This window comes from Candidatus Sphingomonas colombiensis, assembly GCA_029202845.1.
GTDB lineage: Bacteria > Pseudomonadota > Alphaproteobacteria > Sphingomonadales > Sphingomonadaceae > Sphingomonas > Sphingomonas colombiensis.
This window is the reverse complement of sequence record CP119315.1, coordinates 2941965-2954837: the sequence shown is the minus strand read 5'-3', so window position 1 is coordinate 2954837 and position 12873 is coordinate 2941965. Positions and strand designations below refer to the sequence as shown.

Sequence of the window (12873 nt, the reverse complement as noted above, 5' to 3'; positions counted from 1 at the left end):
CGCGGCGAGCGTTCAGGCCGTCGCAGCATGGACGGTCGCGACCGCCTTCATCACCGCGCCAATCCGCGCCGCGGTCTGAATCATCTCTGCTGTAGCGCCAGACTTCTTCAGCACATGCTCATGCGAATCGATGCACATCCCGCAGCCGTTCATCGCGCTGACCGCGAGGCTGAACAGCTCGAAATCGACCTTGTCGATCCCCGGCGCGCCGATCACGTTCATGCGCAGCTTCGCCGGCATCTTGCCGTATTCCTCGTTCGAGGCGAGGTGGACGAAGCGATAATAGACGTTGTTCATCGCCATCACCGCCGCCGCCGCGCGTGCCGCATTGGCAGCTTCCGGAGACAGCTTGTCGGCCACTTCGGCCTCGGTCGCGTCGACCAGCGGCTTGTGCCCCGAACCATGCGCGCAGGCCAGCAGTGTGCCGTATTTGCGCTGATCGTTCAGCACCGTCTCGTTAAGCAGTGACCCGACATTGAGCCGGATATCCTTGGCGAAATCGGGCAAGCTGCCCGCGAATTCCTTGAGCGCCATTTTCTATCTCCGTTGGGCAGTAAAAAGGGCGCGGCACCGCAACGGTCCCGCGCCCTCGACAGGATCAGGGATTACGCTGCGAGTTGCAGAACGTCGTCGCCCTTGTTCCAGTTGCACGGGCACAGCTCATCGGTCTGCAGCGCGTCGAGCACGCGCAGCGTTTCCGCCGGATTGCGGCCGACGTTCAGGCCGTTGACCTGCACCGCCTGGATCACATTGTCCGGGTCGATGATGAAGGTGGCGCGGAACGCGACATGCTCGTTCTTGTCGAGAATGCCGAGCGCTTCCGCCAGCTTCGCGCCATTGTCGGCGAGCCACGGGAAGTCAGCCGCCGCCAGATCGGCGTCGGACTTGCGCCACGCAAGGTGGACGTGCGCGGTATCGGTCGAGGCGCCGATCAGCACGGCGTCACGATCCTCGAAATCGCCCTTGAGCTGGCTGTAGCCAACGATCTCGGTCGGGCAAACGAAGGTGAAATCCTTCGGCCAGTAGAACAGCACCTTCCACTTGCCCGGATAGGCAGTGGTCAGGTCAAGCGTCTCGCCGGCGGGCAGCGCATTGACGCCCTGCTGGACGGGAACGGTAATGGCGGGGAAGGTATCGCCGATGGTCAGCATGCTTATGGCCTCCTGGTTATAGAATCCGGGCCTCCATCGCATCCATCTCCTATTTTCGTTACGCGGGCGATTCGTTCGCCTCTTGCGCAATCAGGCATATAGGCCTTCGCTTGATCGATCCAATGGTCTATTCCGCTCATCTCAATCGATAGAGGCGATCAGTGGCGCAGACCTACCTTCCCACGCTGAAGCAGCTCCAATATCTGATCGCGCTCAAGGAGCATGGCCATTTCGGCCGCGCGGCGGAAAGCTGCTACGTTACGCAATCGACCCTGTCGGCCGGACTGCGCGAACTGGAGGCATTGATCGGCGTCACGCTGGTGGAGCGCACCCGCCGCGTCGTGCGCTTCACCCCGCTCGGCGAGCGGATCGCGGCCAAGGCGCGCAAGGTGCTGCGCGAGGCGGAGGAACTGGGTGATATGGCGCGCGCCGCCGGCCGCCCGTTGTCCGGCGAGATGCGGATGAGCGTGATCCCGACGATCGCCCCCTTCCTGCTGCCGCGCATCCTCCCGCGGCTGCGTTCCGACTATCCCGACCTAAAGCTGTTCCTGCGCGAAGAGCCAAGCGCGGCGGCGTGCGAATCGCTCAACAACGGGCGCGCGGATTGCGTGCTGCTGGCGCTGCCATATGCCTGTGGCGAGGTGGCGACGCAGGCCTTGTTCGACGACCGCCTGTTCGTCGCTTTCCCTGAGGGTGAATTGCCCGGCGTGGCGACGCCTGTTTCGGCGGAAGAGATCGATGAGACCAGGCTGTTGCTGCTCGAAGACGGCCATTGCCTCAAGGAACATGCGCTGGCGGCCTGCAATCGCCCGGAATTGCGTGCCGAAGCACAGATGCTCGGCACCTCGCTCCACACGATCGTCCAGATGGTCGACAACGGGCTGGGCGTGACGATGCTGCCTGAAATGGCGCTGAAGGCGGGCATTCTCGAGCATACCCATATCCGCGCGCGGCCACTCGCTGGCGAGCATCCGTTACGCACGATCGCGCTGGCGTGGCGCAAAGCTTCACCACGCGAGCGCGATTTCCTGTTGTTGGCGGAAGTGTTGGCGGAACAGCGCTAACCTCATTCCGTCTCGCGGTCAGCGCGACCATTTCTCCGCCGCGCGGTGATCGCCCTCGCGCTGATCGACCCAGCGCGCCTCCGCCCCTCGCCTCTCGCGCTTCCAGAACGGCGCATCGGTCTTGAGCCGGTCGATCAGGAACGCGCAAGCCTCCAATGCGGCGGCACGATGCGCCGCGCAGGTGCCAACAAACACGATCCGCTCGCCGGGCCGCATCGCGCCGACGCGGTGGACGATCGACGCGGCACTCAGCGACCAGCGCGCCGCCGCCTCATCCGCCAGCCGCGTCAGCGCCGCCTCGGTCGCGGCGGGGTAATGTTCGAGCGTCAGTTCTTCCACGCCGTCATCGGCGCGCACCAGCCCCGTAAAGGTCGCCACCGCCCCGCCCCGCTCCACCCGCGCATGTTCGCTGGCGATGTCGATCGGCTCGTGCGAGACACGGATGAAGATCATCCGCCCGTCACCGGCGGAAACAGCGCCACCTCGCGCGCACCCGCGATCGGGGCATCGAGCGGCACGAACGCCTGATCCACCGCCGCGCGCAACCGCTCCCGATCGGCAAAGGCGGCGGCGTGGCCTGCGCTGCGCTGCGCCAACCAGTCGACCAGCGCTGAGACCGTCGCAATTTCCGCTGGCGGATCAAGCTGCTCCTCCGCCACGCCGATGCGTTCGCGCACCCAGGCGAAATAAAGCAGCCGCATCAATCCATGTGCTTCAGGCCGACGCGCAAATAGTCCCAGCCGGTGACGATGGTGAGCGCGGCCGCCCCCCACAAGGAAACGAGCCCGACCAGCTTCACCCACGCCTCTCCCGGCACTGCACCGCCGAGGATCAGCGCACCGAGCGCGACGAGTTGCAGCGTTGTCTTCCATTTCGCCAGCCGCGAAACCGGCACGGAGACTTGGAGTTGCGCCAGAAATTCGCGTAACCCCGATACCGCGATCTCGCGCAGCAGGATGACGAGCGCGGCGATCAGGTGAATGCCACCGATATCCCGTGTCGCCACCAGCATCAGGATCACGGCCGAAACCATGATCTTGTCCGCAATCGGATCGAGAAATACGCCGAGCTTAGATACCGTGCCCTGAGCGCGCGCGAGATAGCCATCGAAATAGTCGGTGATGCCCATCAGGCAATAAAGCGCAAAGGCCAGCCAATAGCCCGCCGTCCACGCCGGCCACCACAGGCACGCGACAAGCAACGGCAGCGCGACGATTCGCGACAGGGTCAGCAGGTTCGGCACGGTCAGCATCGCGACAGGACTTAGGCACCCTATCCCCGTGCCGCAACGGCTTCGGCGCAACCCGCCGATCATATCCGCCCCATCCGCGATGTTTAGCGGTTGGCGTCAGTCCCTGCGCTGGTCTATGCCTCCACCAAATCCGTATGTAGCAGGGCATAACCAGCGTCATGATCAACGCCCTCGGGCTTCTCAAGCGTCGACGTTTTTTGCCGCTTTTCTCCACGCAGTTCCTGGGGGCGTTCAACGATAATCTGTTCAAGACGGCGATGGTGCTGTTCGCGACCTATGAGATTTTCGCGGACTCCCGACAGGAAAGCTTTTTCAATGCGCTGGCGGCGGGGCTGTTCATCCTGCCCTTCTTCCTTTTTTCCGCGCTGGCCGGGCAGATCGCCGACACCACGGACAAGGCGCGGATCATTCGTTATGTGAAGATCGCGGAATTCGGCATCATGGCGATGGGCAGCGCGGGGCTGTTGCTCGCGCGCGCCGGGGTTCCGACGATTCCCGTAATATTGATGCTTACGGCGGTGACCGGGCTCGGCGTTCATTCCACCTTTTTCGGCCCAATCAAATACGCGATCCTGCCGCAACATCTGGACGAAGACGACGTGCTCGGCGGCACCGGACTTGTGGAAGCCGGCACCTATCTCTCGATCCTGATGGGCACGATACTCGCCGGCCTGATCTATCATTCGGTCGCAATCGTCGCACTCGTCACTTTCGCGGTAGCGCTCGCTGGTTATCTCACCGCGCGTCAGGTGCCCCCCGCGCCACGGCTCGGGCCGCCGCTTACGCTCGATCTCAACCCGTTTCGCGCCTCTTGGCGGTTGATTAACGGGACAATGCACATCCCGCGGCTGTTCCTCGCGATCTGCGCGATCAGTTTCTTCTGGACGATCGGATCGGTGCTGGTGGTGATTTTTCCGCCGCTGGTGAAGAATGTGCTGACATCGGACGCCAGCGTGGCCAGCCTGGTGCTGGCGATCTTCTCCGTTGGCGTCGCGATCGGATCGGTGGTCATCAACCTGATGCTGCGCGGGCATATTTCCGCGAAATATTCGCCCGCCTCTGTGATCGCCATGGCCGGCGCGGTGCTGGCCTTCTGGTTTTCGGTACGCGGCTGGGCACCGGCACCCGCCGGTACTCTTTACGGGGTCGAAGGGTTCATCCACCATCCCGGCGCGGCGTTCATGCTGCTGTCGCTGGTTGGCATCGCGGTGTTCGGCGGCATGTTCGTCGTGCCGCTCTATGCCTTTCTGACCACCACCGTGCCCAAGGATCAGACGGCCCGGACAGTGGCGGCGAACAACGTCGTCAATGCTGGCGCGATGACGATCGGTTCGGCGGTCGTCGCCGGGCTGACCGCGATCGGCGTCACCGCCAACGATCTGCTGCTGGCGATCGTCGCAATGTGCTTCGTCTCAGCGTGGCTGGCGCAAAAGCTGCACCTCGCTTGCGACTGAGGCGGACGGCCTGACGCGCCCTAGCGGATCTTCACCCAGGTCGGCGCATGGTCGCTGGCCTTTTCACGACCGCGATACTCGCGATCCACGCCAGCCTCGACCAGTCGATCGGCGACCGCCGGGCTGAGCAGCAAGTGATCGATGCGGAACCCCGCGTCGCGCTGCCACGCACCCGCCTGATAGTCCCAGAAAGTCCACACCCGGCCTTGCGGATGGCGCGTGCGCAGCGCGTCCGTCCACCCCTGCGCGAGCAGCGCGCGATAGGCCGCACGGCTTTCCGGCTGCATCAGCGCATCCTCGGCCATCGCGCGGGTGGAATAGACATCATCGTCGTTCGGGATGACGTTATAGTCCCCCGCCAGCACGACCGGCACCTCCTCCGCCAGCAGTGCCCGCGCGCGAGCCGCGAGCCGCTCCATCCAGCGCAATTTATAATCGAATTTCGGTCCCGGCTGCGGATTGCCGTTGGGGAGATAGATGGATGCGACCACCAGCCCATCGACCTCGCATTCGAGATAGCGGCTGTGCTCATCCTCGGGCTCGCCATCCAGCCCACGCTGGCGCTCGATCGGATCGGCCCCGCGAGCGAGGACGGCGACGCCGTTGAAGCCCTTTTGCCCGTGCCACACCGCGCCATAGCCGGCGGCACGGATATCGGCCTCCGGGAAGGTCTCGTCGCTCGACTTCAATTCCTGAAGGCAGACGATATCGGGCTGCTGCTCGGTGAGATATTCCACCAGACGCGGCAGGCGCGCCTTGATGCCGTTCACATTATAGCTGACGATCTTCACGCGCGCGATCAGACCGAAAAGCTGGTGCCGCAGCCGCAGCCAGACGCCGCGACCGGGTTTTCGACCTTGAACGCCGCGCCACCCAGCGATTCGACATAATCGACCAAGGCCCCGCGCACGAGATCGATGCTCACGTCATCAACCACCAACGTCACGCCATCGGTTTCCGCCACGACGTCACCCGGCTCGATCGCATCGGCGAGGCCGAAGCGATATTGGAAGCCGGAACAGCCCCCGCCCTCCACAGACAGTCGCAGGATCGCGGGCTTGCCCTGTTTCGCGGCGATCGCCGCGACCCGCGCGGCGGCGGACGAGGTGAGCGCGATTTCGGAAATGACGGTAGCCATGGATGCGAGATAGGCGGTGCCGTGCCAGTCGGCAACCGGCACGCGCGTTTAGCTGGCAGCGGCGCCGACCCGCTCCCCCGTCGGGAAACGAGCCGGCCCGCATCGCGGCTCAGGCGATATCGAACCGATCGAGGTTCATCACCTTGCCCCACACCTTGACGAAAGCGTCGACGAAGCGGTCCGCGGCGTCGTCAGTGGCATAAGCCTCCGCCAGCGCACGGAGTTGCGCGTTCGATCCGAAGATCAGATCGACGCGCGTGCCGGCCAGTTTCTTCTCGCCCGTCTTGCGATCATGCGCGGCGAACGTGCCGTCGCCAGCCGCCGTCCATTTCATCGCCGTGCTCGTCTTGAGCAGATTGGCGAAGAAATCGTTGGTCAGCGTTTCCTTGCGCTCGGTGAACACGCCGAGATCGGAGCCGCCATGGTTCGCGCCCAACACACGCAGGCCGCCAACCAGCACGGTCATCTCCGGCGCGGTGAGCGTCAACAGATGCGCCCGATCGACCAGCGCTTCCTCCAGCGAAAGATCGGTTCCGCCGCCCGTATAATTGCGGAAGCCGTCAGTTTTCGGCTCCAGCGGGGCGAAGGATTCCGCGTCGGTCTGTTCGGCGGTCGCATCGGTGCGACCCGGCGAGAACGGCACCTTCACGTCGCGTCCCGCCTTCTTCGCTGCCGCCTCTACCGCCGCATTGCCGCCGAGCACGATCAGATCGGCGAGCGACACTTTCTTGCTGCCAGCGTTGAAATCACGCTGGATCGCCTCGAGCTTGGCTAGCGTGTCGGCGAGTTCGGCCGGCTCGTTGACCGCCCAATCCTTCTGCGGCGCAAGGCGGATGCGCGCGCCATTGGCGCCACCGCGCTTGTCCGTTCCCCGGAAGGTCGACGCGGACGCCCAGGCCGTCTTGACCAGCCGCGAGATCGAGAGGCCGGAAGCGAGAATTTTCGCCTTCAGCGCCTCGGCATCGGCAGCGTCGATAAGCGGATGGGAGACCGCCGGCACCGGATCCTGCCAGATACGTGGTTCGGCGGGCACCTCGGCACCGAGCAGCAATCCGTGCGGCCCCATGTCGCGGTGGGTGAGCTTGTACCAGGCTTCGGCGAACGCATTCGCGAAGGCCGCCGGGTTTTCGTGGAAGTGCCGCGAAATCTTCTCATAAGCAGGGTCGAAGCGCAGCGAGAGGTCGGTCGTCAGCATCGTCGGGCGATGCCGCCTCGACGGATCGTGCGCGTCGGGCACGGTTTCCGATGAATCCTTTGCGACCCATTGTTGCGCGCCCGCCGGGCTTTTCGTCAGTTCCCATTCGTGTTCGAACAACGCATCGAAAAAGGTATTATCCCACTTTGTCGGGGTTGCAGTCCAGGTAACCTCAAGCCCGCTGGTGATCGTATCGCCCGCATTGCCGGTGCCATAGCTGTTGGCCCAGCCCAGCCCCTGCTGCTCGATCCCCGCACCCGCCGGCTCCGGGCCGACATATTGATCGGGCGTTGCCGCACCATGGGTCTTGCCGAAGGTGTGGCCGCCGGCGATCAGCGCCACCGTCTCTTCATCGTTCATCGCCATGCGCGCGAACGTCTCACGGATATCATGCGCGGCCGCGAGCGGATCGGGATTGCCGTCCGGCCCCTCCGGGTTGACGTAGATCAGCCCCATCTGCACCGCCGCCAGCGGGTTCGAGAGGTCGCGCTCACCCGAATAGCGGCTGTTCGGCTTGTCGCTGGTGGAAAGCCATTCGCGCTCCGGCCCCCAGCGCACCGCGGTTTCCGGCTCCCAGATGTCGGTGCGCCCGCCACCGAAGCCAGCAGTTTCGAAGCCCATCGATTCGAGCGCGCAATTGCCCGCGAGGATCAGCAGATCGCCCCATGAAAGCTTACGGCCGTATTTCTGCTTAACGGGCCAGAGGAGCAGCCGCGCCTTGTCGAGATTGGCGTTATCCGGCCAGCTGTTGAGCGGGGCGAAACGCTGCGTGCCGTGGCCACCGCCACCACGCCCGTCGCCGATGCGATAGGTGCCCGCGCTATGCCATGCCATGCGGATGAACAGCGGCCCATAATGGCCGAAATCCGCCGGCCACCACTCTTGCGAGTTGGTCATCAGCGCGAAGATGTCCTGCTTTACGGCAGCGAGATCGAGCGTCTTGAATTCGGCGGCATATTCATATTCCGTCCCCATTGGGTCGCCCGCCGGCGGGTTCTGATGCAGGATCGAAAGATCGAGCATGTTCGGCCACCACAACCGGTTGGTCATCTCGAACAGGACGGCATCGCCTTCCAGCTTTCCGCCGTTCATTGGGCATTGTGCTTCGACGTTCATCGCTCTCCGCTCCTATGGTTATGCTCTTTCTGCCAGCGGATGATTGCGCGCGTCTGACAGACTGTCCAATCGCTAAATTCCCTGAGACTGATCGAATGATCGCCTCATGCGGTGAAAGGCCCCGGAACCGGGGAAGGCCAGGCTCGTTTCACGGCCGCATGTCGTTCTCAGGAAAAAATGCCGCGCCGCTATCGACGGATAGCCGAACTCGCGGCACGATAAGCGCGATATGAGCGGCCCCGGCGTTTCGCATCGCAAGTTCGGTCTCGTGGCGCTTGCCGTCACCGCCGCATTCTCGACGCTCGCCGGATGCCATCGCAAGCCCGCGCCGCCGCCTCCGCCACCACGACTCGAAACCCCGGTGCAACTGCCGGAAACGCCATCGACCCTCTCGCTGCCGATTACGGCGCGGCTCAGCGATCTGGAGCGCACGCTCAACCGGGAAATGCCGCAGACTTTGTGGTCGATCGATCGCGTGGAGGACAAATGCGTGCCCGCGCAGCGGGTCGCAGTGTTCGGCAAACGGATCAAGGTAACGCCCGATCTGCGCTGCCGTATCATCGGCACGGTGCGGCGCGGGCGCGTCACGCTGGGCGGCAGCGGGAAGACGCTACGCCTTACGCTCCCCGTCCATGCAACGGTGAGCGCGGAGGATATCGGCGGGTTGATCCGTCGCGAAACCGCGACCGGCGCAGCGACCGTGCACGCCGACGTGCAGCTCGACATCAAGCCCGACTGGACACCCACCGCAAAGGTCGCGATCGACTATGACTGGACGACGCCTCCGGGCGTAACGCTGTTCGGCAAGCGCATCACCTTTGTCGACAAGGCCGACGACAAGCTTACTGGCGTTGTCACCAAGCTGGAGCGCGATCTGCCCAAGCAACTCCGCGCGCTCGATGCGCGCAAAGAAGCGGCGGAGGCGTGGCGGGAGAGCTTTACCTCGCTGGAGCTGAACCGCGAAAACCCGCCCGTATGGCTCCGCATCATCCCCACGCGGATTGGTTTCGCCGGCTATCGGGTGCGCGGCCGCAATCTGGAGCTTACCGCGACGGCGGAGGCGCTGACGCAGACTTTCGTCGGCGATCGCCCCGCCGATCCGACGCCCACCCCTCTTCCCAATCTCGTGCGACAGGCGAAGCAGCCGAAGCTCGCCTTCCAGATTCCGGTGCTTGCCGATTATGCACAACTCGAGCCGGTGGTGGCGCGCGCACTCGCCAAACTCGCCGCGCGCGGGATCACCATTCCCAAGGCCGGGCCGGTAGATGCGCGGTTCGGGGATATCACGATCTACGCCACCGAAGGGAACCGGCTCGCGGTCGGCATATCGGTCGATGCGAAGTTGAAATCGGGGCTGATCGATCGCACCCGTGGCCGGGTCTGGCTGACCGGCGAACCCTATAACGACGCCAATTCCGAGCTGGTCGAAATCCGCGACTTGCGCGTCGCCGCCAATACCAATCGCAACACGGTAAATCTGCTGATCCAGCTTTTTCAGACGCCCGAGGTGGTGGAGGCGATCCGCGAGTCGCTGACACAGGATTTCGCGAAAGATTATGCCAAGGTGCTGCGCTCCGCCCGCGCCGCCATTGCCGAGCGTCGCCAGGGCGATTTCGTGCTTCGGGCCGATATCGGCGAGGTTTCGCACGGGCGCGTCATCCCCACCGGGCAGGGATTGTTCATGCCGGTGCAGGCGTTCGGTACGGCGAGTATTTCCTATCGGCCGCGCGCGCCCAAACGATAACGATCCGTCCTAGGCCAGAAAGGTCCAGAAGCAGATGAAGAAGGCGGTGAAGCTCAGCACGAACAGTTTCAGATCGTGATCATCGCCGCGCGGCGCAGGAAGAACGCGAGGCGGCGGCAGGGACCGGCGAAACGGATGACCTGCGGCTTCATTGGTGAGGACCAGCTGTCGTTTCATGACGCAGAGTTAATATTCTGTTTACGATTTGCGCCATGGCTAAAGAGCGTTAACGCCGGACTGTCCTGACGTGGCACATAAGGAGGGAAGATGCCGCTCTACGAATTCCACGGAAAACGGCCGAATTGCCACGCCACCGCCTGGGCCGCCCCAAGCGCCGACCTGATCGGCGACGTCGTGCTGGCGGAGGAAGCCAACGTGTGGTTCGGCGCGGTGATTCGTGCGGACAACACCACGATCGCGGTGGGCGCGCGCAGCAATATTCAGGACGGGGCGATGCTCCATTCGGATCCCGGCGCGCCATGCACGATCGGCGAGGATTGCACCGTCGGCCATCACGCGATCCTCCATGGCTGCACCGTCGGCGATCGCGCGCTGATCGGCATGGGCGCGATCGTGCTCAATCACGCGGTGATCCCGGAAGATTGCATCGTCGGCGCGGGCGCATTGGTGACGGAGGGCAAGACCTTTGAGCCCGGCAACCTGATCGTCGGCTCCCCCGCGAAAGCGGTGCGCAAGCTCGATGAAAAGACCATCGCCTTCCTCAAGCTCTCCGCGCAAAGCTATGTAGGCAAGGCGCGCGAGGCGACGACGGACCTCAAGCGCATCGATCCGGTATGATATGCGCTCATCGGACCGATGCGGGAAATTCGAGCCGCGTGAGGATGGTCATGGACAGATGGTAACGGCGTTGACATAACGCGAGTTATGTCGATACCAGCAATCCTCTCCCGCCTCCGCCTTCCCATCATCGGTTCGCCGCTGTTCATCATTTCCGGTCCGGATCTGGTGATCGCGCAATGCAAGGCCGGCATCGTCGGCTCCTTCCCCGCGCTCAACGCACGGCCGCAAGGTTTGCTCGACGAGTGGCTCCATCGCATCACGGAAGAACTCGCCGCGCACAATCGCGCGCACCCCGATCGGCCCGCCGCGCCGTTCGCGGTCAACCAGATCGTCCATAAGTCGAACGACCGGCTGGAGGCCGATCTCGCCACCTGCGAAAAATGGCAGGTGCCGATCACCATCACCTCGCTTGGCGCACGCGAGGAGTTGAATCAGGCGGTTCACAATTGGGGCGGCATCACCTTCCATGACGTGATCGACGATCGCTTCGCGCGCAAGGCGGTCGAAAAGGGCGCGGACGGGCTGATCCCGGTCGCGGCCGGCGCGGGCGGCCATGCCGGGCGCCTTTCCCCCTTCGCGCTCGTTTCAGAGATTCGTCAGTGGTTCGATGGCCCCGTCGCGCTTTCGGGGTCGATCGCGACCGGCGATGCGGTGCTCGCGGCACAGGCGATGGGCGCGGACTTCGCCTATATCGGCTCGCCCTTCATCGCCACGGCGGAAGCCAGCGCCGATGAAGGCTATAAGCAGGGCATCGTCGAAAGCCGTGCAGCCGATATCGTCTATTCAAACCTGTTCACCGGGGTTCACGGCAATTATCTGCGCGGCTCGATCGTCGCCGCCGGGCTGGATCCGGACAATCTGCCCGAGGGCGATTATAAGACGATGAACTTCGGCCAGAGCAACGGCTCCAAGGCAAAGGCCTGGCGCGACATCTGGGGTTCGGGACAGGGCATCGGCGCGGTTACCAAGGTCGAGCCGGTCGCCGATCGGATCGATCGGATCGAGCGCGAATATCTGGCGGCGCGCGCACGTCTCGGGCTGTCGGCGGCCGCTTAAGCCGCGAAGGCGGCGCGCGGATACGTTCGAACCGCGCGCCGCCGGTCGGTTTCAGTTCTGGGAATCGTCGCTGGGGGGCGCCGCATCCGCCTCGGCGTTGTCATCGCCGCTCAGCATTTCCTTGATCTTGCCGACGCCTTCAAATCCGGCGACCGCGGCGGCGGCTTTGGCCAGCATCCCGGCATTGGGATCGACAGCCTCCAACCCTTTGTCCGCCGCATATGCGCCGGCGGCTTCCTCGATGAAGTTAGTGATTTCGCCCATCGGTTTGACTCCTCGCGACCGAGATCGGCCACGTCGCAAACATCCCAATGCGCCACGCCGGAGTCGAGTTAATCATCGGTCACCTGTTCCCCAGCAACCGGTAAAATTCGATAGTTTCAGAAGGCCAGCGACAGGCGATCGAGCATGCGCCGCGCCGGGCTTTCGTCCGGCATTCCGACAAGCTGCGCCGCATCGAGTCGCGCGACGCGCCGGTGCAGTTCGATGCTCGACGCCACCATCTGTCGCGCCTGTTCCGGCAGGTCGCGGAGCAGATCGCTTTCGGTCGTCGGCGCATCGCCCAGCCTGCGCGATGGATCGAGCGCGTCGCGGGGGGCAAGCTCGCCCTGTTGCACCGCGCGCTGGGTCAGCAACCAGGCGATGACATGCATCAGCCGCGTCGTCACCTTCAGCGATTCGCAGGAGAAGCTGACGCGCATCATCGGCGGAAGCGCCTCGCGCTCGACGCGGCCGCCCTCGTCGAAATAGCTCCGCGCCTCGTCGGCCAGCAGCATCGCTTCTGTATAAAGACCGTCGATCAGCCGGCGATGTACCGCCGAATCATATTGTCCTGCGCCCATATATGATGGGTGACAGGTTTTGCGTTTTTTGGCCACGGCCGCGGTGATGATCGTGCCTTC

At 64.0% G+C, this 12873-nt stretch carries 16 protein-coding genes; 5 read left to right on the top strand and 11 right to left on the bottom strand.

Going from position 1 to position 12873, the window contains the following annotated elements:
• Positions 1–12: 12 nt before the first annotated feature.
• Both P0Y64_14265 and P0Y64_14260 read right to left on the bottom strand, forming a co-directional pair.
• Positions 13–534 carry a carboxymuconolactone decarboxylase family protein gene (locus P0Y64_14265; protein ID WEK42541.1) on the bottom strand — a complete coding sequence of 174 codons (522 nt, stop codon included), beginning with the start codon at positions 532–534 and terminating at the stop codon, positions 13–15.
• Between the two features lie 71 nt (positions 535–605).
• Positions 606–1151 (bottom strand): peroxiredoxin, encoded by a 546-nt coding sequence (locus tag P0Y64_14260; GenBank protein WEK42540.1) that lies wholly within the window; start codon positions 1149–1151, stop codon positions 606–608.
• A 161-nt stretch (positions 1152–1312) separates the two neighbouring features.
• Between P0Y64_14260 and P0Y64_14255 the strand changes: the two genes are divergently transcribed.
• Positions 1313–2215, top strand: coding sequence for a hydrogen peroxide-inducible genes activator (locus P0Y64_14255; GenBank protein ID WEK42539.1), 903 nt, complete (start codon positions 1313–1315; stop codon positions 2213–2215).
• A gap of 18 nt (positions 2216–2233) precedes the next feature.
• Here P0Y64_14255 and P0Y64_14250 read toward each other — a convergent pair whose 3' ends face one another.
• From P0Y64_14250 to pgsA, 3 genes are read right to left on the bottom strand one after another with little or no spacing between them, the layout of a single operon-like run.
• The gene (locus P0Y64_14250) at positions 2234–2668 is read right to left on the bottom strand and encodes a molybdenum cofactor biosynthesis protein MoaE (GenBank protein ID WEK42538.1); all 435 of its coding nucleotides are present in this window, start codon (positions 2666–2668) and stop codon (positions 2234–2236) included.
• Complete coding sequence (moaD, locus tag P0Y64_14245; protein ID WEK42537.1) at positions 2665–2916, bottom strand: molybdopterin converting factor subunit 1; 252 nt, start codon at positions 2914–2916, stop codon at positions 2665–2667. Before moaD ends, P0Y64_14250 begins: the two co-directional genes overlap by 4 nt.
• Positions 2916–3467, bottom strand: coding sequence for a CDP-diacylglycerol--glycerol-3-phosphate 3-phosphatidyltransferase (gene pgsA, locus P0Y64_14240; GenBank protein WEK42536.1), 552 nt, complete (start codon positions 3465–3467; stop codon positions 2916–2918). The genes moaD and pgsA overlap by 1 nt, the downstream gene beginning before the upstream one ends.
• A 158-nt stretch (positions 3468–3625) precedes the next feature.
• Here pgsA and P0Y64_14235 point away from each other — a divergent pair, with 158 nt between their 5' ends.
• On the top strand, positions 3626–4921 hold the full coding sequence (locus tag P0Y64_14235) for an MFS transporter (GenBank protein WEK42535.1): 1296 nt from the start codon (positions 3626–3628) through the stop codon (positions 4919–4921).
• Positions 4922–4941: 20 nt separating this feature from the next.
• On the opposite strand, the gene xth is transcribed toward P0Y64_14235, so the two are convergent.
• The 3 genes from xth to katG all read right to left on the bottom strand — a co-directional run bounded on the left by xth (position 4942) and on the right by katG (position 8370).
• A complete protein-coding gene (gene xth / locus P0Y64_14230) occupies positions 4942–5712 on the bottom strand; it encodes an exodeoxyribonuclease III (protein ID WEK42534.1) in 771 nt (256 codons plus the stop codon).
• Between the two features lie 8 nt (positions 5713–5720).
• The gene (locus tag P0Y64_14225; protein WEK45058.1) at positions 5721–6047 is read right to left on the bottom strand and encodes an iron-sulfur cluster assembly accessory protein; all 327 of its coding nucleotides are present in this window, start codon (positions 6045–6047) and stop codon (positions 5721–5723) included.
• A 121-nt stretch (positions 6048–6168) separates the two neighbouring features.
• Entirely contained in the window at positions 6169–8370 is a 2202-nt protein-coding gene (gene katG, locus P0Y64_14220; GenBank protein ID WEK42533.1) for a catalase/peroxidase HPI, read from the bottom strand.
• A 229-nt stretch (positions 8371–8599) separates the two neighbouring features.
• Here katG and P0Y64_14215 point away from each other — a divergent pair, with 229 nt between their 5' ends.
• Positions 8600–10114: a DUF4403 family protein gene (locus P0Y64_14215; protein WEK42532.1), complete on the top strand. Its 1515-nt coding sequence runs from the start codon at positions 8600–8602 to the stop codon at positions 10112–10114.
• Positions 10115–10123: 9 nt separating this feature from the next.
• Here the strand turns inward: P0Y64_14215 and P0Y64_14210 are convergent, their stop codons facing one another.
• Positions 10124–10291, bottom strand: coding sequence for a hypothetical protein (locus tag P0Y64_14210; protein ID WEK42531.1), 168 nt, complete (start codon positions 10289–10291; stop codon positions 10124–10126).
• A gap of 90 nt (positions 10292–10381) precedes the next feature.
• On the opposite strand from P0Y64_14210, the gene P0Y64_14205 reads away from it, so the two are divergent.
• Positions 10382–10912 (top strand): gamma carbonic anhydrase family protein, encoded by a 531-nt coding sequence (locus P0Y64_14205; GenBank protein ID WEK42530.1) that lies wholly within the window; start codon positions 10382–10384, stop codon positions 10910–10912.
• Positions 10913–10999: 87 nt separating this feature from the next.
• The gene (locus tag P0Y64_14200) at positions 11000–11971 is read left to right on the top strand and encodes a nitronate monooxygenase family protein (GenBank protein WEK42529.1); all 972 of its coding nucleotides are present in this window, start codon (positions 11000–11002) and stop codon (positions 11969–11971) included.
• A 51-nt stretch (positions 11972–12022) separates the two neighbouring features.
• On the opposite strand, the gene P0Y64_14195 is transcribed toward P0Y64_14200, so the two are convergent.
• Together P0Y64_14195 and P0Y64_14190 are read right to left on the bottom strand one after the other, a co-directional pair.
• Complete coding sequence (locus P0Y64_14195) at positions 12023–12235, bottom strand: hypothetical protein (GenBank protein ID WEK42528.1); 213 nt, start codon at positions 12233–12235, stop codon at positions 12023–12025.
• A gap of 116 nt (positions 12236–12351) precedes the next feature.
• Entirely contained in the window at positions 12352–12813 is a 462-nt protein-coding gene (locus P0Y64_14190; protein WEK42527.1) for a DUF1465 family protein, read from the bottom strand.
• Positions 12814–12873: the final 60 nt, after the last annotated feature.